Origin of the sequence: Nocardioides iriomotensis (assembly GCF_004168035.1) — a bacterium.
GTDB lineage: Bacteria > Actinomycetota > Actinomycetes > Propionibacteriales > Nocardioidaceae > Nocardioides_B > Nocardioides_B iriomotensis.
Genome location: NZ_SDPU01000001.1, coordinates 92,806 through 117,611 on the forward strand (window position 1 = coordinate 92,806; position 24,806 = coordinate 117,611).

A 24,806-nucleotide genomic window follows, 5' to 3' on the forward strand; every position below is an offset into this window, starting at 1 on the left:
TTGGTAGGTGCAGAGGTCCGGTGGCATCAGCTCCCTCCCAGGCCGGATCTCACCATGTCCGTGCAGCTGCGGACTTATCAGGGCCCGACCACCCTCCCTCCCCGGTCGGGCCCTGACTGCTTCCGGCGCCCGTCCCCGCCCGGCTCGGGGGTGCGGGGACGGCGCCGGCTCGGCGCTCAGCGCTCAGGAGACCTGGACGATCGGGAGCCGCAGGGCGCCCGGCGCGTCGGCGGGCACGACCGGGTGGGCCGGCGGGACCGGCGCGAGCCGCTGGTACGGCGAGCCGGGCCCGGGGCGCGGGTCGGCCTCCCCCTTGTTCGGCCAGAACGCCATCGCGCGCTCGGCCTGGGCGGTGATCGTCAGGGAGGGGTTCACGCCGAGGTTGGCGCTCACCGCCGAGCCGTCGACGACGTGCAGCCCCGGGTAGTGGTGCACCCGCTGGTAGGGGTCGATCACGCCGGACTCGGCGTCCAGGCCGATCGTGCAGCCGCCGAGGAAGTGGGCGGTCAGCGGCCGGTTGAACGGCTCGCCGATCGACCCGCCGGGTCGGCCGCCGACGATCGCCGCCATCCGCCGTACCGCCTCGTTGCCCGCCGGGATCCAGGTCGGGTTGGGCACGCCGTGGCCCTGCCGCGAGGTGAGGTAGCGACGCTTCGAGAACGGCACCTTCCGGGTGTACGTCGTGATCGAGTTGTCGAGGCTCTGCATCACCAGGGCGATGACGGTGCGCTCGGACCAGTGCCGCATGTCGTAGAGGTCGAGGACGTTCGCCTTCTCCTTCCACATCTCCGCGAGCCACGTGCGCCAGCGCGGGACGGGGCCGTCGCCGTCGGTGAGCACGGTCTGCAGCAGCGACATGAGGTTGCTGCCGCGGCCGTAGCGGACCGGCTCGATGTGGGTGTCGGGGTCCGGGTGGAAGCTGGAAGTGATCGCGACGCCCTCGCTGTAGTCGACCGACGTGTCGGGCGCGATCGCGCCGAGGATCGACTCCGAGTTGGTGCGCGAGAGGTGGCCCAGGCGCGGCGACAGCGCAGGCAGGTGCCCCTCGTCACGCATCCGGTGCAGCAGCCGCTGGGTGCCGAGCGCGCTGGCCGAGAGCACGACGTGCTCGGCGGTCAGGGTGCGGGCGGCCGCGCGGCGGCGCAGCTTGGCCTTGGTGAACCGGACCTGCACGTCGTAGCCGCCGCCCGAGCGGGGGCTGACCCGGGTGACGGTGGTGAGCGGGAGGACGACGGCGCCGTTCTCCTCGGCGAGGTAGAGGTAGTTCTTCACCAGGGTGTTCTTGGCGTTGTGCCGGCAGCCGGTCATGCACTCGCCGCACGCGCGGCAGGGGTTGCGCGCCGGTCCGGCGCCACCGAAGAACGGGTCGGGTTGGGCCCGGTCGGGGTCGTCCTGGCCGGGTCCGCCGAAGAACACGCCGACCGGGGTCGGGTGGAACGTGTCGCCCACGCCCATGTCGGTCGCGACCTTCTCCATCACCTCGTCGGCGGGCGTGCGGAGGGGGTTCTCGACGACGCCGAGCATCCGCTTGGCCTGGTCGTAGTAGGGGGCGAGCTCGTCGCGCCAGTCGGTGATGTGGCTCCACTGCGGGTCGCGGTAGAACGCGTCGAGCGGTTCGTAGAGGGTGTTGGCGTAGACGAGCGAGCCGCCGCCGACGCCCGCGCCGGACACGATCATGCAGTCCCTGAGCGCGTCGATGCGCTGGATGCCGTAGCAGCCGAGCTCGGGCCGGAAGAGGAACTTCCTGGTGTCGAACGACGTCGCGGCGAAGTCCTTGTCGTCGAACCGGGCGCCGGCCTCGAGCACGCCGACGCGGTAGCCCTTCTCGGTGAGCCGCAGCGCGGTGACGGAGCCGCCGAACCCGGAGCCGACGACCAGGACGTCGAAGTCGAAGGTCTCGTCGGTCGTGGACGTCATCGGGGCGGTCACTTCCAGCCGAGCTTGTTGAGCAGGCGCAGGTTGGCGGTCATCACCTTGGCGAACGTCTCGTCGCTCATCCCGAGCATCGGCGAGAGCCGCACCAGCCGCTGCGTCGCGACCGACTGCGCCTCGGTGTAGCGGTGGATCCCCTCGGCGCCTTGCCGCCGGCCGAGACCGGACTCGCGCATGCCGCCCATCGGCGAGGCGATGCTGGCGAACGTGGCGCCGAACGCCTCGTTGATGTTCACCGTGCCGCACTTGACCTCGCGGGCGAGGACACGGCCGCGGGCGGTGTCGCGCGTGTAGATCGAGGCGTTGAGGCCGTAGTCGCCGGCGTTGGCGCGGGCGACCGCGTCGGCCTCGTCGCCGAACCGGTAGAGCGAGACGACCGGTCCGAACGTCTCGGTCCCGAAGCAGGTCATCTCCGGCGTGACGCCCTCGAGGATCGTGGGCTCGTAGTAGAACGGCCCGAGGTCCGGCCGGGCGCGCCCGCCGGTGAGCACGCGGGCGCCCTGGGCCCGGGCGTCCTCGACGTGCGCGGTGACGGTCTCGAGCTGCTGCCGGCTGGTCAGCGACCCCATGTCGCTGCCCCAGTCGATGCCGGGCTCGAGCCGCATCGCCTGCGTGCGCGCGACGAGCTTCTCCACGAACCGGTCGTAGACCTGGTCGGCGACGAACATCCGCTCGGTCGAGACGCAGAGCTGACCGGCGTTGGAGAAGCTGGCCCGGACCGCGCCCTCGGCGGCCCGGTCGAGGTCGGCGTCGCGCAGCACCAGGATGGGGTTCTTGCCGCCGAGCTCGAGCGAGCAGCCGATCAGTCGGTCGGCGCACTTCTGCGCGATGATCCGGCCGGTCGCCGTGGAGCCGGTGAAGCAGACGTAGTCGGCGCGTTCGACGATCGCCGTACCGATCTCACCGCCGGGGCCGGCCACCACCTGCCAGAGGTCGCGCGGGAACCCCGCGTCCTCCAGCAGGCGCTTGCCGAGCAGCGCCGTCAGCATGGTCTGGGAGTCGGGCTTCGCGACGACGGCGTTGCCGGCCATCAGGGCGGGGATGCCGTCGCAGAGCGCGAGCGTGAAGGGATAGTTCCAGGGCGAGATGATGCCGACGACGCCCTTGGGGACCCGGTTGACGTCGACCCGGGTGAGGCCCGGGACCAGGCCCGGGACACGCTGGGTCGCGAGGTGCTCCTCCCCGGTGCGGGCGTAGTAGCGGGCGGTCAGCGCGATGTGCAGCGGCTCGTCGAAGGCGTGCTTGCGGGCCTTGCCGGACTCCCAGCAGATCAGGTCCATGATCTCGGCCTGCCGGTCCAGGACGAGGTCGTGCAGCCGCAGCAGGATCGCGCTGCGCTCGGCGAGCGACGTGCGCGCCCACGCCCGTTGGGCGCGGCGGGCCCGCTCGAACGCCTCGGCCACGTCGCCGGTGCTGCTCTGCGGCACCATGCCGAGCGGCTGGCCGTTGACGGGGGCGTACGTCGGCTCGGTGCGGCCCGTCGTGGCGAGCACGCCGTCGGTGAGCGACCGGACGTAGCCGGGCTCGAGGGCGTAGGCCGCGGTGGGGTCGGTGTCCGGGTCGCGCAGGTCCGAGGTCCCGAGGTGCTGGTCACTCATATACCGAGAGTATGTGACCGCCGTCTCGCTGGCTACCCCCCGGTAACCAGCCGTCCGGACCGGGCTGCTCGCGGGGTGGGGCAGATCACCCCCAGGTAACCGCCACTTCGGCCGATTGGCAATTACGCACCCGGTACACTCGAAATGTCGCAAAGACACCATGAATCCGCCTCTGACCAGCAAGAAAGAAGTCGCCGTCATGTCCTCCGGACAGGCCCCCCTGCTCATGCTCGACCTCGCGACGAGCCAGATCCGCGACCGTCGGCGCGCCGTCCGCGGCCTGGCCTCACCGGCCGCCGCACGCGCCGCCCGCCGGACCGCGCGGGGGCGGGGTCGCGCGAGCCGCGCCGGCCGCTGACCCAGCACCGACACGACACAGACGGGCGCCGCCCGCCGGATCGACTCCGGCGGGCGGCGCCCGTGTCATGTGCTTCCCGTGTCCGAGCCTGTCAGCAGGGACGTCGGCCCGGGTGCGTGCCGGGCCCCGAGCTGCCCAGCGGGTTCCAGCCTCGCCCGGACACGCCGGTCAGAGCCACCCGTAGTTTGTGCAACTGCACAAACCCGCAGAATCGAGACCCGCGCGTCGGCGGGCCTGCTCGGCGCCTACAGGTCCTGAGCCTCCCGCTCGGCGACGGCGATGCCGTTGCGCAGCGCGAGGACCTCCGCCTTCCGGAACCTCCGGTGACCACCCAGGGTCCTGATCACGGTGAGCTTCCCCGCATCCCCCCAGGACGAGACCGTCTTGGGATCGACGTCGAACAGCGCTGCTACCTGCGCCGGCTTGAGGAGGGCCTCAGTGTCGTCGTGCTCCATCTACAACCCCTTGCACCATGGCGGACGTGTTGGACGAGCGCCGGCAGGGGCTCCCCTCAAGCACTTGTCTAACCCGAACGGGCGGTCCGTGCATATCCGCCAATCGGCGTAATCGCGTGTAATCCCGGAATTGGTAAAAAACCTGGTCGGATATCTTTCGAGGATTTCCGAGGAAACGGACATCTGCCCCGAACCACTCGCGCGACGGCCTGATCGAATCGCACGAATCGTCAATATTGCAAGGGGTTCTGGCTCACTTGAGCCAGGACGCCCATCCGATGAGGTCAATTCCCGGACCATTATCAGCGCGACGGGTGACCACGATGGAAAGTCGTGAACATACTGACCCAGACGTCGACATCGCGATTATCGCGGAGTGAAAGGGGGAGACCGTGGAAGAAGCACAGGTCGCCGTTATCGGAGCGGGCCCGCACGGGCTCGCAGCAACCGCCCACCTCGCCCGGGCAGGCGCGGAGGTCCACACGTTCGGCGAGCCCTTGGACTTCTGGAAAGCGATGCCGAAGGGGATGCTGCTCCGGTCGAACTGGACCGCCACCAGCATCGCCGAGCACGACGGCCCGCTCTCCCTCACGAGCTATTGCGAGAGCACGGGCACGGACCTGCACCTGCCGGTCCCGCTGGACGCCTTCGTCGACTACGGCATGTGGGTGCAGGGACGTGCGGCCCCCGACGTCGACCGGAGGCGGATCACCCGCATCGACCAGAACGGTGCCGGGTTCTCGATCACGCTGGCCGACGGCGAGCGGATGGCGGCCCGCACCGTGGCCGTCGCCGCCGGCATCGCACCGTTCACGAACCGTCCGGAGGTGGCCGCCCACCTCCCGCGCGAGCTGGTCTCGCACACGGCCGACCACGACGACCTGAGCCGGTTCAAGGACCAGGAGGTCCTCGTCGTCGGCGCCGGGCAGAGCGCGCTCGAGTCGGCCGCCCTCATGCACGAGGCCGGGGTCTCCGTCGAGGTCGTGGCGCGCGCCGACCACATCAACTGGCTGCACGGCGGCAAGTACCACCGAATGCTGGGTCCCAAGCTGACCCCCTTCGTCTACGCCCCGACCGATGTCGGCCCGATGGGGCTCTCGCGGATCGTCGCTGTCCCGGACCTGTTCCGCCGGTTCCCCCGCGCGGCGCAGAAGCCGATGGCCTACCGCGCCATCCGCCCGGCCGGGGCGGCGTGGCTGCAGCCCCGCCTCGTCGACGTGCCGCTGCACCTCGGCCGGAGGATCACCGCCGCCGACGGCAGCGGCGACAAGGTCACGGTCCGGCTCGACGACGGCACGTCCCGCACGGTCGACCACGTGCTGTTCGGCACCGGCTACCGGGTCGACGTCTCGAAGTACCCGTTCCTGTCGCCGGAGCTGGTGAGCCGGATCAAGCACGTCGACGGCTACCCCGTGCTGCGCCGCGGCATGGAGTCCAGCGTGCCCGGGCTGCACTTCCTGGGCGCCCCGGCAGCCTGGAGCTTCGGGCCGATCATGCGGTTCGTCGCCGGCGGCTGGTACGGCGCGTCGTCCCTGACCCGCAGCATCGTCGACCGACGAGCGGCCGCCGGTGCGAGCACCTTCACCGTGCCATCGCCGGTCGCCGACGACCTGTGACCACCACCCAGACCAGCGGACGCGGGACGGCGCGGACCGGACCGCCGGGCGTGGGCGCGCTCGTCGTCGGGGGCGACTACCAGGGTCTGGGGATCGCACGCAGCCTGGGCAGGCGCGGCATCCCCGTCGTGGTGGTCGACGACGAGCGCTCCGTCGCGCGGGTGTCGCGGTACGTGAACCGCGTGGAGCGGGTGAAGGACCTGCGCACCGAGACCGGCACGGTCGACGCGCTGCTCGACGTGACCACCCGCCTGAAGCTCGACGGCTGGGTGCTCTACCCGACCCGCGAGGAGACCGTCGCGGCGGTGGCGGCGAACCGCGACCTGCTGGCGACGCGGCTGTCGGTGTCCACGCCCCCGCTCGCGTCGGTGGAGGCCGCGTGGGACAAGCGACAGACCTACCAGGTCGCCGAGTCGCTGGGCGTCGCCGTGCCGCGCTGCTGGTTCCCGACCTCGGAGGCCGAGCTCGACGCGGTGGACCTGACGTCGCCGGTCGTGCTCAAGCCCGCCATCAAGGAGCACTTCTTCTACGAGACCCGGGCGAAGGCCTGGCGCGTGGACACCCGGCAGGAGCTCCTCGACGCCTACCGTCGGGCCGCCGCGATCACGGGTCCGGGCGAGATCATCATCCAGGAGCTCGTTCCCGGCGGCGGGGACCGCCAGGTGGCGTACTGCGCGTTGTTCACCGGCGGCGAGTCGGTCGCCGAGATGACCGTCGTACGCCGCCGGCAGCACCCCTCCGACTTCGGGCGCGCGAGCACCTTCGTCGAGACCGTCGACCTGCCGGAGCTGCGCGAGCCGTCGGTGCGCTTCCTCCGCGCCATCGGCTACCACGGGCTCGTCGAGCTCGAGTACAAGCGCGACCCGAGGGACGGCGTCCCCAAGCTGCTCGACGTCAACGCCCGGACCTGGGGCTACCACTCGCTCGGCGCGGCGGCGGGGGTCGACTTCCCGTACCTCCTGTTCCGCGAGCAGCTCGGGCTGCCCGTCGAGCGGGCGCACGCCCGGCCGGGGGTGCACTGGGTGCGGCTGCTCACCGACCTGCCCAACGCCGTCCGGGACGCCCGGGCCGGGCAGCTGCGCGTGCGGCCGTACCTGAGGTCCCTGCGGCGGGCCGACACGGAGGCGGTGTTCTCGTGGCGCGACCCGCTGCCGGGGCTCTACGAGATCGCCCTGCTCCCCTATCTCGCCGTCCGACGCGGGCTGTGACCGCGTCCCGCCTGGAGGTCGACCCCGTGTTCGAGTCATCCGCGCCGTTCGCGCTCCTCGACTACTTCCGGGTCCCGTACACGGTGGGCGCGGCGGCCGGGCCGTCCCTGCCGCCCGGCTGGGGCCGGCTGCACGCGACGGCCGGCGGACCGAGCCTGTACTGGCCGGTGACCCCGGACCGTCACGCGTGGGCGGGCCTGTTCCGGGTCGCCGGGTCGACCCTGGCGGGTCACGTGGCGCAGCAGGCTCCGCGTGCGGTGATGCCCACCGGTGAGTGGCGGCCCGTCGAGCACCTCCACGACCGCGCGGGTGCGCCGGTCGCATCGGTGTGGCAGGACCGCGACGGGAACGTCTGGCTGCCCTTCGACCCCGGCGAGGTGATGCGCTGCCTGTGGTCCGAGCGGTACACGGCGCTGGGCACGCGGGCCAAGGCTGTGCGGGCGGCACGCAAGGTCGCGCTCAAGGGCTACTACGCCGCGCGCCCCCTGATGCCGCGGTCGCTGCAGCTGCGGATGCGCCGCACCCTGGCCCGGCACCAGCAGCAGGACGGCGCGGCGTTCCCGGCCTGGCCCGTCGAGGACGGCCTGCACCGGATGTACGACTGGCTCTTCGACCTGCTGGCCGGGCTCGCCGGCGAGCAGGTGCCCGCGATCGACACCTGGCCGGACGGCTGCTCGTGGGCCCTCGTGCTCACCCACGACGTGGAGACCCAGCAGGGGGTCGACGACATGGAGCTGCTGCGCGGAGACGAGCGTCGGCTGGGCTACCGGTCCTCGTGGAACTTCGTCCCGGAGCGGTACGACGTGGACGCCGCGCTCGTGCAGCGGACGGAGGCCGACGGATGCGAGGTGGGCGTGCACGGCCTCCGCCACGACGGCCGCGACCTGGCCTCGCGCCGGCACCTGATGCGCCGGCTCCCGGCGATCCGCCGCAACGCGGCGGCCTGGGGAGCCGTCGGCTTCCGGTCGCCGGCGACGCAGCGGGCCTGGTCGCTGATGCCCCTCCTCGGCTTCGAGTACGACGCGTCGTACACCGACACCGACCCCTACGAGCCGCAGCCGGGTGGCTGCTGCACCTACCTGCCGTTCTTCATCGACGACCTCGTCGAGCTGCCCATCACGGTCCCGCAGGACCACACCCTCTTCGAGATCCTCCGCGAGACCGACGCCGGCACCTGGCGGCGGAAGGTCGGGGCGCTGCGAGAGCGCGGCGGCCTGGCGCTGGTGCTGGCGCACCCCGACTACGCGCGCAACCCCCACATGGCGCGCGAGTGGCGTGCGCTGCTCGAGGAGGTGGCCGGCGACACGACCATGTGGCAGCCGCTCGCGCGCGACGCGGCCCGCTGGTGGCGGGAGCGCGCCGCCTCGGACGTGCGGAGGGACGGCGACGGCTGGACGGTCCGGGGACCGGCCGCCGGTCGTGCCGGCGTCCGCCTGCTCGGCGACCCGGCCTCCTCGGCCGTACCGCACGGGACCCGGGCGGGCTGAGGTGGCCGGGCTCGTCGGTCCCGCACGTCGCCGCACCGCGCGCCGGCGGGACTGGCACGTCGCCGTCGTCGTCGAGAACGTCGCCGCCGGCGTCGACACCCGGCTGCGCAAGCAGATCGACGACCTCACGACGGCCGGCTTCCGGGTCTCCGTCGTGACCCGGCGGTCCCCCGACAACAGCCGCTACCGGGGACGAGCGGAGATCCGCCTGCTGGAGTACCCGGAGCCGCCCGAACCGCGCGGCGCGGCGGGGTTCGCGGTCGAGTACCTCGTCTCCTTCGGCTGGGCGGCCGTGCACCTGGCCCGGCTTCGCGCCCGCGGGCGGATCGACGTGCTCCAGCTCTGCCAGCCGCCCGACGTCTACTTCCCCCTGGCGTGGCTGCTGCGCCTCGCAGGCGCGCGCGTGGTGGTCGACCAGCGCGACCTGATGCCGGAGCTGCTCGCCTCGCGGTACGACGGCCGTCCTCCGGCCGTCCTCGACGCCGCGCTGCGCTGGCTGGAGCGCCGTACGCAGCGGGTAGCCCACCACACCGTCACCGTCAACGAGCACCTCCGGAGGCGTCTGGTGGAGGCGGGTGCCGACCCGTCCCAGGTCTCGGTCGTCCGCAACGGACCCGTGCACGCCCGCGCCGAGCGGGCGGTCCCCGACGACGCCCTGCGTCGCGGCCACCGGCACCTGGTCTGCTGGGCCGGGAAGATGGGGCCCCAGGACCGGGTCGATCTCGTGCTGCGGGTGGCCGACCACGTCGTGCACGCGATGGGCCGCACCGACTGCGGGTTCGCGATCCTCGGCGACGGCGAGTGCCTCGACGACCTCCGCCGGCAGGCCACCGAGCTGGGGCTCGACCGCTGGGTGCACTTCACCGACTGGCTGCCCGAGCAGGAGGTGTTCGCGCACCTCGTCACCGCGGACCTGGGTCTCGACACCTCCCTCCAGGAAGAGGTCTCCCCGGTCAAGGCGATGGAGTACATGGGTTGCGGCCTGCCCGTGGTGTCGTTCGACCTGCCCGAGACCCGAGCCATCACCGAGGGGGCCGGCGCGCTGGTCCCCGCGGGCGACGAGGTCGCCCTGGCGCGGGCCCTGGTCGCCCTGCTGGACGACCCGGGTCGACGGGAGATGCTCGGTCGGGCTGGCCGGGAGCGCGTGCGCGACTGGCTGAGCTGGGAGCGGCAGTCCCCGGAGTACGTCCGGGCGGTGGGTCCCGCCGACGGCTCAGTCAGCCCGGCCCGGCCCCACGGGACACCCGTAGGTCGGTGAGCACGGCGGGTCGTGCAGCCCGAACTCGACGCTGAGCCAGGTGTGGTCCTCCTCCGCCTGCTCGACCAGTCCGAGGTACTCGAGGGCCGGTGGCGAGCGCCACTCCCCGGCGTACCAGGCACCGACGCAGCCATCGAGGTCCCCGGCCGCGTAGCTGCCGTCACCCGTGGTGGCCAGCCAGGGGACCCAGCCCTCGTAGCAGCCGCGGAGGAACGAGCCCAGGTAGTCGAGCGCGAACGCCGTCGAGTCACGGCTGAACGGGAACGTGCCGTTCTGGTTGCCGTCCATGACCCCCCAGCGGGGGTCCTGCCACGCCATCACCCCGGTGATGGAGAACGTCTTGGGGCAGACACCCACGCCCTGGTCCGCCTGGTAGTCGTGCCCGAAGCGGCTGAGGCCGCGGCAGTAGACCCGGGTCGCGGCGTCGGCGTCCTCCACCATGTCCCCGCAGCCGAGGGTGGGCACGCACCGGCCCGCGGGGTACTGCTCGCCCTGGTACCACGTCGACTCCCGTACGGCGATCGCCCGGAGGAGGTTGTCCGGTAGCCCCCACTTGCACGCCGCCCACTGGATGTTCTCGTCGGTGGTGCCGGTGTGGCGCCCGGTCACCCGCGCCAGGAGCCAGCTGTCGAAGCGCGGGTCGTAGCCCTCCGCCTCCCCGCTGCGCGGACGGCTCGCCAACGCCGCGCGGACCGCGTCCTGGTCCGGCACGGTGCGGTTCGGGGCACTGTTGTCGGGACGGGGCTCCCACGTCGAGCGGTGCACCCGGGCCTCGCAGGTGGGGTCGTCGGGCAGCTGCGCCCACGACCCGGCCGGCACGAGCTGGAAGTACCCCGCCTCGGGGGGCGGCCGGTGCCCGGGAGCCGGGCCCTCGTCGCCGTCCGAGATCATCAGGCCCAGGGGTGCCGCCGCCAGCAGGGTGACGGTGAGCAGTACCAGCACGACCTTCCGGCCGGTCCGCCCGCGGACGTGACGTCCACGAGGGCGGCCGGCCGGTCGCCTCAGCTCAGGACGCATTCCGCGCGGCGCCCCGCTCGGCGGTGGGCGTCACGGGCTCCACCGGCTCGGCGGGCACGACCGACGGGTCGGAGTCCGGAGGCCCGGCTCCGGCATCCGGTCGTGACGCGGCCCGCCGGCGCGGCAGCCGCGGGCGGTTGGCCACGACGCCGACCAGGCTTCCGGGAAGGCCGCGCAACGTGTCGGCGGCCAGCGCGGCGTCCTTGCGGCTGCTTGCTCGGGCGTCGACGACGAGGACGGTGAGGTCGCAGGCGTTGCCCACCAGCATCGTGTCGGGCAGCTCGAGCACCGGTGCCGCGTCGATGACGACGACAGCCTTCGCGGCCAGCCGCTTGACGACCGCCAGGTAGTCGTCGATGTCCACCCGGGACATGCCCGACGAGGTTCCCGCCGCCAGCACGCGCAGGTTGGGGTGGGACGTGAACTGGACCGCGGAGATCAGGCTGCTCTCGCCGTGCAGCACCTCGACCACGCCCGGAGCCCGCTCGAGGCCCAGGACCCGGTGCAGGTCGGGCCGTCGCTGGTTGCCCGACACGAGCACCACGTCCCGTCCGACGTCGGCCAGCGCCACCGCGAGGTTGGTCGCGACGGTGGTCGCGCCGGCACCGCGTCGCGGCGAGGTGACCATGAGCGTGACGTTCTTGCTCCGCTGACCGATGAGGTTGCTGAGCCGGGCCGCGAGGTGGCCGAACCCACCTGGTCCGTGCTCGAGCGGCGCCTGGACCTTCGCCCGCGCGGGGACCGACAGGAGGACCTCGGCGCCCGTGACCCGGGCGGTGTCGGCAGGCCCGCGCAGGTGACCGCGGAGCATGTCCCAGAGGAAGGCGGCCGCGAAGCCGAGGGCCAGACCGACCATGAGAGCGAGCACCACCACGACGGCGTAGTTGGGAGGCGACGGCGCGGAGGGCAGGACCGGCTCGGTGATCACCTGCGCCACCGGGTTCTTCAGGTCGAGGTTGCGGTACTCGACGTAGGCCTGCGCGAACGCCTCCGCACCCGCGCGGGCCGCGACGGGCGTCGACGCGGTGTAGACGAAGTCGAGGACCTGGGCGTCCACCGGGACCGTGATGTCCAGGCCCGCACTGGCCGCGGACGTCGACATGTTCAGCGACGATGCGGCCCGCTCGGCCACCTCGGCGGACAGGGCGACCTCCCGCTCGGTCCCCATCTGCGGAAGGATCGGCGCACCGCTCTCCGCGTTGTCGGGGCCGACCAGGACAGCGCCCGACGAGACGTACTCCGGCGGCTGGGACGCGAGGACCCAGCCGGCCGTGAGGCTCGTCAGCACGGCCACGGCCAGGATCGGCCAGAGGAACGTGCGAAGCACGCCGCTGACCGGACTTCGGTTCATTGCTGTGTCGTTCATGGTCTTTCCCCTGTGGTGCGACGGTTGGCGATGTCGGTGCGGGCCGGCTCGGCCCCGGTGTCGGGAGGCGACGGCCCGTTCGCTGCTCCCGCCACCGCGGCGAGGGCCAGCAGGGAGAACAGGCAGTCCGCGGCAGCGCGGTAGGTCAGGTGCGGGTCGAAGTTCATCAGCACGGCACCGACGGCGATGCCGGTGAACGCGCCGAGCGCTGCCACGGAGCTCCACGACGGGAGCCCACCGATGCGGCGCCACAGCCAGCGCAGGCTGACGACCAGGAAGACGACGTACGACGCGAACAGCGGCAGGCCACCGCCCCACAGGAGCCACGTGTAACCGCTCTCGATCCAGACGTACCCGAGGCCCTCGCTCGCCACCTCGACCCGGGCCGCCGGCCGGACGCCCAGCAGCAGGTTGTTCCCGGACAGCAGCTCGGGCCAGAAGTAGGTCTGCAGGTTCGTGAGCCGCGTCGTCCAGCTCACCGGCAGGCCGTGCACGGTCTGGAAGCCGGCAAGCCGGTGCTCGACCACGGGCCAGACCGCCAGCAGGCCGATGGCCCCACCGACGGGCGCGTACTTCAACAGGTCGAGGCGGCGCAGGGCGGCCGCCACGCAGACGACGCCGACGACGAGCCCGAGTGCACTGGAGAACTCCGCGGCGGCGAACGTCCCGAGCACGAAGACACCGCCGGCCCCGAGGAGCAGCACCGGGTGCCGACGCGCCTTCCACCAGAGGCCGGCGACCACCGCGAGGTTCATCACCAGCAGGTCGGCCGTCGCCGCCGGAAGGCCGATCGTGGAGCCACCGCGCGGCTGCTCGAGCGCGGCGTCGTACCCGAACGGCGTGTACAGCGGCCGGAGCAGCTCGCGCACGCCGAGGAGGTCGAGCGCCTGGAGGATGCCGATGACCGCGACCACCGCCGCCGTCACCACGGACGTGACGAGCGCCCACCGGACCTGGGACTGGGTGGTGACCGACGCGCGGACGACGGCGTAGCCGACGAGGAACTTCCACAGCACCAGCGCGTGGCTGAAGTCGTCCCCCGTCGGGTGCCGACCCCGGACGTACATGAAGGCGAGGGGCACGAACGACGCGCACACGGCCATCGCCACCAAGGTCCACTCGACCTTGCTCAGCCGCAGCGTGAGGCGGTGTCCGAGCGGCATCATCGCCACCGCGCGCAGCGCCAGGACGCCGGCGACGAACACCACCACGGCCTCGTTCGGCCGGAGCCCGGGGACCAGACGGTCGCGGTCGATGCCGGCGACGAGCGGGGTGACACCGATGACGAGGAGCGCGGCGGTGGCGGGACGTACCCAGATGAGGGCTCCGAGCGCCACCGCGGCGACCGCCCCGGCCGCCATCACCGGGATCCGGGCGACGACCACCCCCAGGGCGACGGCTGCGAACGCGGTCACGACGACGAGGGCGGCGGCCGGCGTCACCGGTGCGCGCCTGCTCTCGAGATAGCCGCTCACTGCACGACCTCCTCGGTCAGCACCTGCCGGGAGGCCTTGCCCCGGACGCCGTGGCGCAGGGCGGCCAGCTCCGGTGAGCGCATCACGAGCTGCACCCCCAGGAACACGACCGCGCCGACGAGGGTGCCGAGCACCAGCGACAGGAGCCACCCGGCCCGGCCGCCCACGTTCGCGACCAGCACCTCCGCGACGACGAGCACGGGGAGGGCCATCGCCAGCGCGCCCACGGACAGCCGCAGCGCGAGCGGCGCCAGCCGGCGCGCGGGCAGCTCGCTCCGGCGGATCATGGCGCGGGTCAGGTGCAGGCCGCCGACGAGCGCTCCGGCGGCGTACGCCGCACCCAGGAGGCGCACCGCCTGCTCCCCCGGTACGGCGAGCGTGGCCAGCGCCAGGGAGAGGCACACGGCGGTCTGGATGCTCATGGACACCAGGGGGGTGCGCGTGTCCTGCCGGGCGTAGGCGGCCTGCATCGAGATGTAGAACGCGGTCTGGCCGACGATGCCCGGGGCGATCGTCGCGAGCGCGCCGGCCATCATGCCGACCCCGGCGGCCGAGGCCATCGCGCCGACGGCGATCGAGTGGGCGACCGGTCCCGCCAGCAGGACGTAGCCGATCGCGGCCGGGACGGCCAGGAACAGCGCGAGGTCGAGTCCCTCGAGGTAGGTCTCGCGGAAGTCCCGCGCCTGCCGGGCCCGGTGCATCCGGGACAGCCGCGGGATGAGCGCGAGCCCCACCGGCGTGGCGACGAGCTCGATGGGGAGGGAGTAGAAGTTGAAGACCATCTGGAGCGCGACGGTGCCTCCCGCGGCACGTCCGGCGAGCAGCAGCAGGACCAGCATCTGGAGGGCGAGAAGACCTGCCTGCACCACGGCGCGGACGGCGCGTCGCACGACCGACATCACCTCGGGGTCGCGCCACCCGGCCCGTGGCCGCACCGTCACCCCCGAGGAACGGGCTCCCGCCCACGCCAGCGCGGCGTTGGCCGCGACCGCGGTGGTCGAGCCGAGTCCGAGCAGCACCAGCACACCGGTGGGCTGGCCGCCCTGCTCGGCGACCGAGCCGTAGACCAGCCACGTGGCCGCCAGCATCGCGATCATCCCGACGTTCTCGACAGCGGGGGCGAGTGCGGCCAGGGCGAACCGACGGTGGGCGTTGAGGACGGATGCCGAGGCGCCGGACAGCGCGTAGAGGAACACCTGCGGGCACATCAGCAGGAGCAGCAGCCGGGCCTGGTCGGTCTGCGTGGCCACCGCGGCCTCGCCGCCGGGCGCGAGCAGCCCGATGGCCGTCGGGATCACGAGGACGACGACCGGGACCAGGACCAGCATCGCCAGCCAGGAGAACCCGAGGAAGCCGCCGCTGACCCGCGCCGTCCGGTCCGGGTCTCCCGCGTCGACGTGCCGGACCAGGGCTGGCACGAGCAGCGAGGCGAACAGCGACCCGGCGAGGAACCCGTAGTAGACGAGGTTGGGCAGCGAGTTGGTCAGCTGGAACGTGTCGCCGAACGTGGTGGGGCCCAGCACGCCGCCGACCATCACGACCCGCGCCACCCCGGTGAGCCGGCTGACCGCCGTCCCCACACCGGCCACGAGGGAGTCGCGGGCAGTGCCCGAGAACTCCTCCCTCGTGGCAGTCATCAGCGTGCTCCGCGTTCGAGCACCGCCGGGAGGGTGCGGAGCAGGATCACGAGGTACAGCAGCAACGTGCGATGCGCGACGTAGTCCACGTCGAGCCGGAGCCCTTCGGTCATGGTCAGGCGGTTGCGGCCGCTCACCTGCCACAGCCCGGTCAGACCGGGCCGTACGTCGAAGCGGGGGGACGCCCAGGGCGGGAACTCGACCATCTCGCCGGGCAGGCAGGGGCGCGGCCCGACGATCGACATCTCACCCCTCAGCACGTTGAAGAGCTGCGGGAGCTCGTCGAGGCTGGTCCGCCGCAGGAAGGCGCCGACCCGGGTGACGCGGGGGTCGTCGGAGAGCTTGTAGAGCCCGCCCTCCGGCTCCACCTCGCCGCGCAGCAACCGGGTCACGTACTCCGCGTGGATCGCCGGGTCGGAGTCGCGCCGCATCGTCCGGAACTTGTACATCACGAACTCCTGCCGCCGCGCCCCGACGCGCACCTGCCGGAACCAGCCACCTCCGCGGCTGGAGAGCACCACGAGGAGGTACACGCCGACGATCAGCGGCGCGGCGAGGAACAGCACGCCGCAGGCGATCAGGAGGTCGAGCCCCCGGACGGCCGCCTCACGCCCACGGGGGGACGGACGGAGGCGGCCTCGGTGGCGGGGGGCTGCCACCTCCCGGGCTTGGTCCGTGCTCATCCGGACCTCCCCAGGGAACCATTGACGAACCGGTACCGGGAGAACGACGTCGCGTCCTCCTGGACCCGTCCGGCGACGTCGGCGAGGTGGGAGACCTCGCCGTGGATCGTGGCGGGATTGCCGTAGGCGACCACGCCCGCCGGCAGGTCTCGCGTGACGACGGAGCCCGCACCGACCAGGGTGCCCTCGCCGATGCGGACGAACGGCAGCACGGTGACGTTGACGCCGAGCTGCGCCCCGGCGCCGATGCGGGGCCCGGACATCAGCCGCGCCGAGTCGGCCTGACCGGGGTACAGGTCGTTGGCCAGCGTCACGCCCGGGGCCAGGAAGGCGTCGTCGTCGATCTCGGTGTGCTGCGCGACGTAGCAGTTGCTGTGGATCTTGACCCGCGACCCGAGCCGGCAGCCGTAGTCCACCACCGTGTTGCTCCACAGCGAGACGTCGTCACCGATGCGGCACTGCTCGCGGACGATCACGTGGTGCCCGGTCTCGAACCGCTCGCCGATCTCGCTGCCGACGTAGATCACCGTGCCGCTGCGCAGGTTGGCACCGCCGCCGAGGGTCAGGTGCTGGTCGACGTCGCGCGCCACGTGGTAGCCGATGAGCACGTCCTGGTCGGCGTTCAGGCCCGGGCCGACCTCGATCCCGATGGTCATCGCAGGTCCCGCGCGGCGACCTCGTTGACGGTCTTGGCGACCCGCTCGGCGTCCTCGACGGACAGGAACGGCGACATCGGCAGCGACAGCAGCTGCGCGGCGTCGGCCTCGACCGTCGGGAGGGGCCGGTCGGTCAGGTGGCGGTACGGCGACATCAGGTGGCAGGGCGTCGCGTAGTGGATGCCGGTCCCGATCCCGAGCTCGGCGAGCTCCGACCTGACCCGGTCGCGGTCGTGGACGCGGACCACGGCGAGGTGATAGACACCGCGGCTGCCCTCCAGCTCGGAGACGGGCCGGACGACCGTGCGGTCCAGGAGCTCGTGGTAGACCGCCGCGACATCGCGACGTCGGGTGTTCCAGTCGTCGAGCCGCGACAGCTTCGCCTCGAGCACGACGGCCTGCAGGGCGTCGAGGCGGCTGTTCGTGCCCACGTAGGCGTGGTCGTGGTGGGCCGTGCCGCCGGCACGGCCGTGGTCGCGCAGTGCCCGCAGCGTCTGGGCCAGCTCCGGGTCGTCGGTCACCACGGCACCGGCGTCACCGAAGGCACCGAGGTTCTTGCCGGGGTAGAAGCTGGTGCACCCGGCCGCGCCGAAGGAACCCGCCCGGCGGCCGCGCCAGGCGGCTCCCTGGGCCTGGGCCATGTCCTCGATCACGAGGAGGTCGAGCTCGTCGGCCGTCCGGCACAGCGCGTCCATGTCGGGCATCTGGCCGTAGAGGTGCACCACCGCGACCGCTCGGGTGCGGGGGGTCACCGCGGCGGCCAGGGTCTCGGGGGTGAGCAGGAGGGTGTCCGGGTCGACGTCCGCAAAGGCCGGCTGGGCACCGGCGAGGACGACCGCCTCCGCGGTCGCGACGAACGTGTTGGCCGGGACGACGACCTCGTCGCCCGGACCGATCCCGAGCGCCCGCATCGACAGGTGCAGCGCGTCGGTCCCGTTGGCCATGCCGATGGCGTAGCGCCGGTCGCAGTACGCCGCCCACGCGTCCTCGAAGCGCTGCACGGCCTCCCCGCCGACGAACGCGTTGACGTCGAGCAGGCCGTTCCAGCGCGCGAGCACCTCGTCCCGGACGGCCTGCGTGGTCCCGGACAGGTCGAGGAAGGGGATGGCGTCGAGCGACGCCGCGGCCCCCGCCCGGCTCATCGGACCCGCTCGATGGCGGTGGGCACCGTCTGCCGCGGAATGGCGGTCTCCGCCGGCGGCAGGGCGCCTTCGCGCACCTCGGAGAGCTGCACCGCCCGGCGGAGCTGGGACGACAGCTGCGCCGCCTCCAGCACCTCGACCACGGCGAGGCCGTTCTGCCCGTCGGTGGTCGGCCGCATGCCGGTCAGGGCGCAGTCGACGAAGTGCTCGTCCTCGAGGGAGAGGGGCTCGTTGACGACCAGGTAGGGCGCCACGACGTCGCCGTAGCGGTAGGACATGGGCGGCTGTGTCAGGTCGCCCTCGGTCTGGGTCTGGGCGACGCCCTTGTCGTGGACGCGCACGCGCTCGTCGGCGGCCAGGTCGTCGAACACCACCATCTTCTCGCTGCCGACCATCGTGACCCGCCGGACCTTGCAGGGGTCGAGCCAGCTCACGTGCACGTTGGCGACGACGTCGGGGTCCTCGTAGTAGAGCCGGAGGTAGGCGACGTCCTCGAGCCTCTTGTGCGCGTGCCGGGACGCCCAGCACTCGACCGCCGTCGGCTCGCCGCCCAGCACGTAGTTGAGGATGGAGATGTCGTGCGGGGCGAGGTCGAAGATGACGTTGACGTCGTGCTGGTAGAGACCGAGGTTGAGCCGGGCGGTGTGCAGGTAGTACAGGCGGCCGAGCACGCCCTTGCGCACCATGTCGCGGAGGCTCCAGACGGCCGAGTGGTACTCGAAGGTGTGTCCGACCATCAGGACGACGCCCTGCGCCTGGGCCGCGTCGACCATCGCCCGGGCGTCCGCTGCCGTGGTCGCCAGGGGCTTCTCGACGAGCACGTGCTTGCCGGCGGCGATCGCCTCGAGCGCGAGCCTCGCGTGGGTGCTCGGCGGGGTGGCGATCACCAGGGCGTCGATGTCGGGGAGCGCCTCCGTGAGCTGGGCGGCCCGGCCGAGCCCCGGGAAGTGCCGCTCCAGGGCCGTGTGGCGGTCCGGGCTGGGGTCGATCACCGTGACCGTCTCGACCGAGTCCAGCGCCCGGAGCGCTCGTACGTGCTTCGAACCCCAGTAGCCGCAGCCGGCGACTCCGACGCGCAATCCCACAGAAGCTGACACGACAGGTTTCCCCCATCCACTCTCTCACCCAGGAGGTGTGGATGCTGCGAGGAGTCGTGCCCGGCAGCACCCGATGCATGAATTCTTTCGGAGGCTTCATCCCACCATTAGTAATGCGTCTGGGAAATGACGAAGTCGCCTTATTCGACCGATGACCCGCTGGGCGTCAAACCCCTACGCCGGATGGGGTAGGTGGCTCTTTACCACCCGCGGCGATCGTCCGACTTGGCCGGTTTTGTCGCCCGTGACCGCATCCACGGAATTATCGTCATAGAGGAATTCCCCGTATTCCCCGAGAATTCATTCGGGCTGACTTGACACCTATTTTGCGACGCTATTTCTCGCAACATTAGGCCGGGCCCGTGACCGCCGGACGCTCGCGCGTCCTGGTCACGGGCCCGGCTCACGGTCGGAGCTCCCGGGAGTGGCCGTCAGGTCACGACGGTCACTCCGTTGGCCAGGGTGAAGCTGCCGAAGTTGTTGCCTTGCGTCACGGTCACCGATCGCGTCGTCAGCGCCGCCCCGGCGGTGACCCTCAGGACGGCGGTCATCCGCGTGGCGCTGAGCCGGGTGGTGCTCCGGACCGTCACACCGGCGCCCGAGACGGTGACGTCGGTCTGGTTGGTGAACCCCGTGCCCGTGAGCGTCACCGTCGTGTCGCGCCCGCGGCGGATCGTGGCCGGTGAGACCGACGTGAGTGTCGGGCCCGCCACGATCGTCAGACACGTGGCACAGGTGACGGTCGAGCCGTTGGGGTTCGTCACCGTGACGCTGCGTGCCCCGGTCGGCGCGTCCCCTGCGACCGAGACCGAGAGGGTGACCCTGGTCGCCGTACGCGCGGTGACGGTCGAGGTGACCCCGGTGCCACCGATGGCGACGGTGGCCCCTGCGAGGAAGCCACTGCCGTTGACCCGCACGGTGACGGCGCTCGCCCCTTGGCCGAGGTTGGCCGGGTTCACGCCGGTGATCCGGGGCGGTGCCGACATCGTGACGGTGACCAGCCCGCTCGTTCCGACGTTGCCGGCCGCGTCGGACTGCCGGGCCCGCAGCGTGTAGGTGCCGGCGGCCAGGCCGGTCAGCGTCGTCGTCCAGCTGCCCGAGGTGACGGCCGCCGTCGTCGTCCGCACCGGCGTGCCGGTGGCGGCGGACCCGGCGAACACGTCCAGGGTCACGGTCGCCGCGTCCCCCTGCTGCGTCCCGGCAGCGCCGGAGGCCGTGAGCGAGGTGGACGAGATGCTGCTTCCCGTGACCGGGCTGGTGATCGTCACCGCCGGCGCCGTCGTGTCGGCCGGTTGCGTGTTCACCGTGAAGGTGACGGCGGTGCTCGTCCCGATGTTCCCGGCGGCGTCGACCTGGGTGGCCTGCACCGTCCACGTGCCGTCCGCGAGGGCGGCAGGAGTCGCGGTCCACGACCCGTCGGTGCCGACCGTGGCCTGGAGGTTCTGCACCTCGCCCTGGGCCGGGCTGGAGGGGGAGATGCGGAGGGTGACCTGGTTCGTGTCACCGGCCGCCGTACCACCCGTCCCGGAGACGGTCGGGGTGCTGGTGGTCACCGTGGCACCCGAGGCAGGCGCGGTGACCGCGACCACCGGTGGAGTGCTGTCGACCACTGTCGTGTCGATGTTGAACGTCGTGGCGGGGCTCGTCGCGAGGTTGCCTGCGGCATCACCCTGGGTCACCGTGACGGTCCACGGACCGTCGGCCAGCGCGTTGGCGGACGTGGACCACGTCCCACCGGCGCCCACCGGGACGGTGGTGGTCTGCGCGGGCGTGCCCGCAGCGGTCGATCCGGAGTACACGCGCACCGTCACGGCGGTGTCGTCGCCGGCGGCCGTGCCGGCCGCGCCCGCGAGGGTGGGCGTGGGCGTGCGCACCGTGCTGCCGGAGGTCGGGCTCGTCACGGTCGGCGCGGGTGCCGTGGTGTCGGCGGGGCCCGACGCGTTGACGATGAACGTCCGCGGCACGCTGGTACCGACGGTGCCGGAGTTCTGCGCCACCTGCACCGTGTAGGTGCCGCTGGGCAGCGGGGAAGCCGGCTGCACCGACCACGACCCGTTGGTGACCGGGGCGGTGAGGGTGGCCAGCGGCGTCCCCATCGAGTACGGCCCGTCGTAGACCGAGACCGACACCGAGCTGCTGCCGGTGGCCGTGCCGCTCAGGACCGGCTGCGCCGCGTTCACGGTCGCACCGGCGGCCGGCCCGCTCACCGCCACGCGGGGCGCGGTCTGGCCGCCGCCGATCACGTCGGTGATCGTCTTCACGCTGACGTTCTGTCCGGACAAGGTCTCCAGCCAGGTGAGGAACTGGTCGATCGTGGTGTCGGAGATCGGCCGGTAGCCGTCCATGCAGCTGCTGAAGCCGGGCTGCCCGGCGTAGCAGATCTCGTGGAACAGCGTGGGCAGCCAGCTGCCGCCGTGCGCCCTCGCCTGGTTGACCGCGAGCTGCAGTGCCTCGAGCGTGACGGCACCGTTGTAGTTGGTGCCGAGGATGCGGATCGCCCACGGGTTCTCGGTCGGCGGGATGGTCTCGGAGAAGATCGGGCCGTCGGACGTCACCGTGCCCGCCTTGCGGGCGGACTGGTAGCCGCAGGCTCGCGCCAGGGCGGAGGTGTCGTCGTTCATCGAACCGAAGGGGAACGCGAAGCTCACCGCGTTGAAGCCCTGCTCGAGCAGGCGAGCCCGGTCGTCACAGGTCTGGTGCCACTTGAAGTCGAAGGTCGTGTTCGAGGCCAGCAGGTCGACGTGCTCGCTGGTGTGACCGCCGATGTCGTGACCGGCGTTGGCCAGGTCGTGGATCTGCGGCCACGTCATGACGCCGGGCTCGCCGGCGTCGACGGCGCCGGAGTTGATGTAGAACGTGCCGTGCGCGTTGTGCCGGGCGAAGATCTGGCGCAGGTTGTACTGCGAGCGCAGCCCGTCGTCGAACGTCAGGCTGACGACGAACGGCCGCTGCTCCAGCGTGGGGTGCGGCGCACCCATCACCTCGCCGACGGTCCTCACCGTGACGCCCTCCGCCTCCTGGCTCTTCAGCCACACCAGGAAGGACGAGAAGACGTCCCGGTCGATCGCCTGCGGGGTCCCCATGCAGGTGCTGTAGCCGGACTCGGCCTGGCTGCACACGCGGTTGAACGCGAACGGCAGCCAGCCGCCGCCGTTCGCCCCGGCCGCGGTGACGGCGTCCTGCAGCGACTGCAGCGTGATCGCACCGCCCGGCAGGTTGGCCGTGCGCAGGGCCATGGGCTGGGCCGGCGGCACCGACTCGGCATAGTCGGGGCCGGTGGCGGCCAGGCCACCTGGCATGCGCCCGGTCAGGTAGCCGCAGCTCTGCACGATCTGCTGCGCCTGGGCGTTGCTCACCCCGAACGGGTAGCTGAAGCTCGCGGGGTGGTAGCCCCAGGCCGTGAGCTGCTGGAAGTCACCACACACCTGGTCGGTCTTGTAGGCGAGGTCGGCGGTCGCGTCGGTGTCGTAGGTCGCGGTGAGGTCCTGGTGGTCCTTGCCCATGCCCCCGATCTCGTTGCCCTGGCGGTAGAGCTCGTCGAGCTCGTAGAACCGCATGTAGTTGGAGTCGAACGTCTTCACCCAGTTGCTCGCGACGTAGAACGTGCCGTCCAGGCCGTTCTGCTCGAGGAGGGGCGCTGCGTTGCGGTACTGGGAGCTCAGCCCGTCGTTGAAGGTCAGCGAGACCACGGTCGGTGCCGCCGCCGTCACCGGCGCAGCCGTCACCACCAGTCCCGCCGCCGCGGTCACCAGGGCGGCCACCGCCGCCACGCCTGCTCTCGTCCGCCTGGTCAGCCGCGTCGTCGCGCCCATGATCGCCCGCCCTCGCTCGTATCCGGTCCGTCTTCATCCCCCGACGGTGTCGGCCACGCGTCGGACATGTCGGAGCAGTCCTCCGAGCGCTCATGGAACCAACGAGAGGCCCGACGCGACATCCCCCGTGTGACTGTCACGATCTGTTGGGAATCCTCAGGTTCACCGGAAGTCACCCGGCCACGGATCCCGCCGAGATGACGGCGGTGGTGCCATTGACACCGAGGGCGACATGGCCCGAACGGGTGGTGCGGCGCGTCGGAAAGTGACCCGGCCGATTTCCGGACGGATTTCGTTCCTCAGACGATGTCGGGCGCGCTCACCCGCGCCTCGTCGGCCTCGCGGTCGGTGCCGGTCCGCTGGCTCTGCCGCTCGGCCTCGACCCTGCGGAGGTAGTGGTCCACCTCGTCGTCGAGCCGGGCGCCGTCCCAGCCGAGCGCATCGGCCATCAGCACCGCGGCCGGCCGCGCGGCCTTGACGCCGCGGTCGAACGTCTCGATGGAGATCCGCGTGCGGCGGGTGAGCACGTCGTCGAGGTGCCGCGCGCCCTCGTGGGTCACGGCGTAGACGACTTCGGCCCGCAAGTGGTCCTCGGCACCGTCGAGGGGCGCCGCGAGCTCCGGCCGCTCGGCGACCAGTGCGAGCACCTCGTCGACCATCCCGCCGTAGCAGCCGAGGAGGTGGTCGATCCGCGCCCGGTGCAGGCCGGACTCGCGGGCGAGCCGGGCACGTTGGTTCGTGCGCGTCTCCCAGCCGTCGGCACCGACCAGGGGCACCCGGTCGGTGATCGAGTCGGGCACGGTCCCGCCCAACGAGTGCGCGGCGGCGTCGACCGCGTCGACACCCATGACGCGGTACGTCGTCAGCTTGCCGCCGGCGATGATCACCAGCCCGGGCACCGGTGTCACGACGGTGTGCTCGCGCGAGATGCGGCTGGTCGGCTCGGACTCGCCGGTCAGCAGCGGGCGGAGGCCGGCGTACACGCCCTCGACGTCCTCGTGGCCGAGCGGCTCCTTCAGCAGCCGGTTGGCCTGGGCGAGCAGGTAGTCGATGTCGGTGCGGGACGCGGCCGGGTGCGCCTTGTCGAGGTCCCACGGGGTGTCGGTCGTGCCGATGATCCAGTGCCGGCCCCACGGGATGACGAAGAGCACCGACGTCTCGGTCCGCATGATGATTCCGCTCTCGGAGCGGATCCTGTCGCGCGGCACGACGAGGTGGATCCCCTTGCTGGCTTGGACATTGAGCGCCCCACGACCTCCGACGAGCTCCTGGATCTCGTCCGTCCACACACCGGCGGCGTTGACGACGACGCGAGCGCGGACGGACAGCTCGCGACCGGTCTCGAGGTCGACGGCGCGGGCGCCGGTGACGCGCTCGCCCTCGCGCAGGAAGCCGACCACCTTGACCCGGCTCGCCACGTGCGCGCCGTACGTCGCGGCCGTGCGGGCGATGGTCACGACCAGCCGGGCGTCGTCGACCTGGGCGTCCCAGTACTGCAGCGCACCCGTGATCCCGTCGGTGCGGATGTCGGGCGCCACGCGGGCGACCCCGCGGCGGGTGAGGTGCCGGTGGCGGGGCAGCCCGTTGTCGTAGCGGCCGACGATCGCCATGCCGTCGTAGAGCGTGAGACCGGCGCCGACGTAGGGCCGCTCCCAGCCGCGGTGGGTGAGCGGGTAGAGGAACGGCACCGGCCGGACGAGGTGCGGGGCGAGCCGGGTGAGCAGCAGACCCCTTTCCTGCAAGGCCTCCCGCACCAGACCGAAGTCCAGCATCTCGAGGTAGCGCAGCCCGCCGTGGATCAGCTTGCTCGACCGTGACGAGGTGCCGGAGGCGAAGTCGCGCTGCTCCAGCAGGCCGGTCGTCAGACCGCGGGTGACCGCGTCGAGCGCGGTGCCGGTGCCGACCACGCCGCCGCCGACCACGAGGACGTCGAGCTCCTCTGACTCCATCGCCGCGAGCGCGGCGTCGCGGGCGGACGGGCTCAGCGCGACCGGGGAGCTCATGTGCCG

18 protein-coding genes are annotated in these 24,806 nt (G+C 72.2%); 5 read left to right on the forward strand and 13 right to left on the reverse strand.

All coding sequences use genetic code 11. The annotated features are described in order from the left end of the window. Window positions 1–183 precede the first annotated feature (183 nt). Both ETU37_RS00470 and ETU37_RS00475 read right to left on the reverse strand, forming a co-directional pair. Window positions 184–1,917 carry a GMC family oxidoreductase N-terminal domain-containing protein gene (locus tag ETU37_RS00470; protein ID WP_129984910.1) on the reverse strand — a complete coding sequence of 578 codons (1,734 nt, stop codon included), beginning with the start codon at window positions 1,915–1,917 and terminating at the stop codon, window positions 184–186. Window positions 1,918–1,925: 8 nt separating this feature from the next. Continuing rightward, window positions 1,926–3,530 carry a succinic semialdehyde dehydrogenase gene (locus ETU37_RS00475; protein WP_129984911.1) on the reverse strand — a complete coding sequence of 535 codons (1,605 nt, stop codon included), beginning with the start codon at window positions 3,528–3,530 and terminating at the stop codon, window positions 1,926–1,928. A gap of 199 nt (window positions 3,531–3,729) precedes the next feature. Between ETU37_RS00475 and ETU37_RS22980 the strand changes: the two genes are divergently transcribed. Then, window positions 3,730–3,888 (forward strand): hypothetical protein, encoded by a 159-nt coding sequence (locus ETU37_RS22980; RefSeq protein ID WP_165372333.1) that lies wholly within the window; start codon window positions 3,730–3,732, stop codon window positions 3,886–3,888. Window positions 3,889–4,133: 245 nt separating this feature from the next. Here ETU37_RS22980 and ETU37_RS00480 read toward each other — a convergent pair whose 3' ends face one another. Next, on the reverse strand, window positions 4,134–4,343 hold the full coding sequence (locus ETU37_RS00480; protein WP_129984912.1) for a BldC family transcriptional regulator: 210 nt from the start codon (window positions 4,341–4,343) through the stop codon (window positions 4,134–4,136). A 392-nt stretch (window positions 4,344–4,735) separates the two neighbouring features. On the opposite strand from ETU37_RS00480, the gene ETU37_RS00485 reads away from it, so the two are divergent. From ETU37_RS00485 to ETU37_RS00500, 4 genes are read left to right on the forward strand one after another with little or no spacing between them, the layout of a single operon-like run. Further along, window positions 4,736–5,959, forward strand: coding sequence for an FAD-dependent oxidoreductase (locus tag ETU37_RS00485; RefSeq protein WP_129984913.1), 1,224 nt, complete (start codon window positions 4,736–4,738; stop codon window positions 5,957–5,959). After that, complete coding sequence (locus tag ETU37_RS00490) at window positions 5,956–7,167, forward strand: carboxylate--amine ligase (RefSeq protein ID WP_129984914.1); 1,212 nt, start codon at window positions 5,956–5,958, stop codon at window positions 7,165–7,167. Before ETU37_RS00485 ends, ETU37_RS00490 begins: the two co-directional genes overlap by 4 nt. A 26-nt stretch (window positions 7,168–7,193) precedes the next feature. Further along, on the forward strand, window positions 7,194–8,654 hold the full coding sequence (locus ETU37_RS00495; protein WP_129984915.1) for a polysaccharide deacetylase family protein: 1,461 nt from the start codon (window positions 7,194–7,196) through the stop codon (window positions 8,652–8,654). Between the two features lies 1 nt (window position 8,655). Next, a complete protein-coding gene (locus ETU37_RS00500; protein WP_165372334.1) occupies window positions 8,656–9,912 on the forward strand; it encodes a glycosyltransferase family 4 protein in 1,257 nt (418 codons plus the stop codon). Here the strand turns inward: ETU37_RS00500 and ETU37_RS00505 are convergent. The 10 genes from ETU37_RS00505 to ETU37_RS00550 all read right to left on the reverse strand — a co-directional run bounded on the left by ETU37_RS00505 (window position 9,868) and on the right by ETU37_RS00550 (window position 24,800). Next, on the reverse strand, window positions 9,868–10,854 hold the full coding sequence (locus ETU37_RS00505; RefSeq protein ID WP_129984917.1) for a hypothetical protein: 987 nt from the start codon (window positions 10,852–10,854) through the stop codon (window positions 9,868–9,870). The two genes, ETU37_RS00500 and ETU37_RS00505, sit on opposite strands and share 45 nt — an antisense overlap. Before the next feature lie 64 nt (window positions 10,855–10,918). Then, window positions 10,919–12,295 (reverse strand): tyrosine-protein kinase domain-containing protein, encoded by a 1,377-nt coding sequence (locus ETU37_RS00510; RefSeq protein WP_129984918.1) that lies wholly within the window; start codon window positions 12,293–12,295, stop codon window positions 10,919–10,921. Further along, a complete protein-coding gene (locus ETU37_RS00515) occupies window positions 12,292–13,770 on the reverse strand; it encodes a hypothetical protein (RefSeq protein ID WP_129984919.1) in 1,479 nt (492 codons plus the stop codon). Before ETU37_RS00515 ends, ETU37_RS00510 begins: the two co-directional genes overlap by 4 nt. Then, the gene (murJ, locus tag ETU37_RS00520) at window positions 13,767–15,407 is read right to left on the reverse strand and encodes a murein biosynthesis integral membrane protein MurJ (RefSeq protein WP_129984920.1); all 1,641 of its coding nucleotides are present in this window, start codon (window positions 15,405–15,407) and stop codon (window positions 13,767–13,769) included. Before murJ ends, ETU37_RS00515 begins: the two co-directional genes overlap by 4 nt. Further along, entirely contained in the window at window positions 15,407–16,090 is a 684-nt protein-coding gene (locus ETU37_RS00525) for a sugar transferase (RefSeq protein WP_129984921.1), read from the reverse strand. Before ETU37_RS00525 ends, murJ begins: the two co-directional genes overlap by 1 nt. After that, the gene (locus tag ETU37_RS00530) at window positions 16,087–16,746 is read right to left on the reverse strand and encodes an acyltransferase (protein WP_129984922.1); all 660 of its coding nucleotides are present in this window, start codon (window positions 16,744–16,746) and stop codon (window positions 16,087–16,089) included. Before ETU37_RS00530 ends, ETU37_RS00525 begins: the two co-directional genes overlap by 4 nt. After that, complete coding sequence (locus ETU37_RS00535) at window positions 16,743–17,888, reverse strand: DegT/DnrJ/EryC1/StrS family aminotransferase (RefSeq protein ID WP_129984923.1); 1,146 nt, start codon at window positions 17,886–17,888, stop codon at window positions 16,743–16,745. Before ETU37_RS00535 ends, ETU37_RS00530 begins: the two co-directional genes overlap by 4 nt. Further along, complete coding sequence (locus ETU37_RS00540) at window positions 17,885–18,985, reverse strand: Gfo/Idh/MocA family protein (protein WP_129984924.1); 1,101 nt, start codon at window positions 18,983–18,985, stop codon at window positions 17,885–17,887. The genes ETU37_RS00535 and ETU37_RS00540 overlap by 4 nt, the downstream gene beginning before the upstream one ends. Before the next feature lie 431 nt (window positions 18,986–19,416). After that, complete coding sequence (locus ETU37_RS00545) at window positions 19,417–22,797, reverse strand: polysaccharide deacetylase family protein (protein ID WP_129984925.1); 3,381 nt, start codon at window positions 22,795–22,797, stop codon at window positions 19,417–19,419. A 299-nt stretch (window positions 22,798–23,096) separates the two neighbouring features. Continuing rightward, window positions 23,097–24,800 carry a glycerol-3-phosphate dehydrogenase/oxidase gene (locus tag ETU37_RS00550; RefSeq protein WP_129984926.1) on the reverse strand — a complete coding sequence of 568 codons (1,704 nt, stop codon included), beginning with the start codon at window positions 24,798–24,800 and terminating at the stop codon, window positions 23,097–23,099. Between the last annotated feature and the right edge of the window lie 6 nt (window positions 24,801–24,806).

Excerpts from the sequence above, each read along its gene's own strand:
- ETU37_RS00545 (WP_129984925.1), bottom strand. The coding sequence starts at position 22,797 with ATGGGCGCGACGACGCGGCTGACCAGGCGGACGAGAGCAGGCGTGGCG.
- ETU37_RS00510 (WP_129984918.1), bottom strand. The coding sequence starts at position 12,295 with ATGAACGACACAGCAATGAACCGAAGTCCGGTCAGCGGCGTGCTTCGC.
- murJ (WP_129984920.1), bottom strand. The coding sequence starts at position 15,407 with ATGACTGCCACGAGGGAGGAGTTCTCGGGCACTGCCCGCGACTCCCTC.
- ETU37_RS22980 (WP_165372333.1), top strand. The coding sequence starts at position 3,730 with ATGTCCTCCGGACAGGCCCCCCTGCTCATGCTCGACCTCGCGACGAGC.
- ETU37_RS00525 (WP_129984921.1), bottom strand. The coding sequence starts at position 16,090 with ATGAGCACGGACCAAGCCCGGGAGGTGGCAGCCCCCCGCCACCGAGGC.
- ETU37_RS00530 (WP_129984922.1), bottom strand. The coding sequence starts at position 16,746 with ATGACCATCGGGATCGAGGTCGGCCCGGGCCTGAACGCCGACCAGGAC.
- ETU37_RS00470 (WP_129984910.1), bottom strand. The coding sequence starts at position 1,917 with ATGACGTCCACGACCGACGAGACCTTCGACTTCGACGTCCTGGTCGTC.
- ETU37_RS00535 (WP_129984923.1), bottom strand. The coding sequence starts at position 17,888 with ATGAGCCGGGCGGGGGCCGCGGCGTCGCTCGACGCCATCCCCTTCCTC.
- ETU37_RS00550 (WP_129984926.1), bottom strand. The coding sequence starts at position 24,800 with ATGAGCTCCCCGGTCGCGCTGAGCCCGTCCGCCCGCGACGCCGCGCTC.
- ETU37_RS00480 (WP_129984912.1), bottom strand. The coding sequence starts at position 4,343 with ATGGAGCACGACGACACTGAGGCCCTCCTCAAGCCGGCGCAGGTAGCA.
- ETU37_RS00475 (WP_129984911.1), bottom strand. The coding sequence starts at position 3,530 with ATGAGTGACCAGCACCTCGGGACCTCGGACCTGCGCGACCCGGACACC.